1 protein-coding gene is annotated in these 1,045 nt (G+C 58.5%); it reads left to right on the top strand.

Features of this window, described 5'->3' with window-relative positions:
* Positions 1-31: 31 nt before the first annotated feature.
* Positions 32-1,045: molybdopterin-dependent oxidoreductase (locus NWI01_RS18590; RefSeq protein ID WP_244613906.1), on the top strand; the 1,014-nt coding region annotated here is incomplete at its 3' end.

Raw genomic sequence — 1,045 nt, 5'->3', positions numbered from 1 at the left:
GGCGCCGGTGGCTCCTTGGAACACCATTGCTATGGCTTTGGATTGGACCAAGCCGCCGCGCGTCGTGCAGTCCTCGACCTGGCACTATGCCCATAGCTGCCAGTGGCGCTACGAGCAGGAGTTCACCGAGTATGGCCTGACGGCTCCGAACCCGCGATGGGCCAAGGGTCACGCGATTGACCTCGAGGCGAAGTCGGTTCGTTGCGGCTGGATGCCGTTTACGCCACACTTTAATCGTAACCCGATTGAATTGGCTGCTGAGGCGGAGCGTGCGGGTGCGAAGAGCAGTGCGGACATCGTGACTCACGTTGTCGATCAGGTGACTAGCAAGAAGGTGAACTTTGCTATCGATGATCCTGATGCCGAGGAGAGTTGGCCTCGGATGTGGTTCATCTGGCGCGGTAACGCGATCCAGTCGAGCGCCAAGGGTCACGAGTTCTTCCTGCGTCACTATCTCGGTGCTCACGATAACTCGATTGCCGAGGATCGTGCCAAGGGTAAGACGCAAAGGGTGAAGTATCGGGACACGGCACCTCGCGGAAAGTACGACTTGGTCGTCGACTTGAACTTCCGTATGAACACGACATCGCTGTATTCCGACATCGTGTTGCCGACGGCGTTCTGGTACGAGAAGAACGACCTCAACACGACGGACCTGCACTCGTTCCTGCATGTGCTGGGACAAGCGGTTCCGCCGGTGTGGGAGTCCAAGACGGACTGGGAGATCTTCAAGCTGATCTCCAAGAAGGTGAGCGAACTGTCTCCGCTGGCCTTCTCCAAGCCGGTGCGTGACGTGGTCGTTCAGCCGCTGATGCACGATACGCCCGACGAGCTGGCTCAGCCCGAGATTCTCGACTGGGCCGAGGGCGAGTGCAAGCCTGTACCGGGCAAGTCCTTCCCGCATGTGCGGGTGGTCGAACGCGATTACGCGAACTTGTATAACAAGTTCATTTCGTTCGGACCAAAGGCGCGGGAGGATGGTGTCTCTGCGGTCGGCGTGAACATTCCGATCAAGAAGCAGTACGACCAGATGCTTGATAACCCC

Source organism: Nitrobacter winogradskyi (assembly GCF_006539545.1).
GTDB lineage: Bacteria > Pseudomonadota > Alphaproteobacteria > Rhizobiales > Xanthobacteraceae > Nitrobacter > Nitrobacter winogradskyi_A.
The sequence above is the reverse complement of the archived record's forward strand: the minus strand, read 5'-3'. Positions and strand labels throughout refer to the sequence as shown.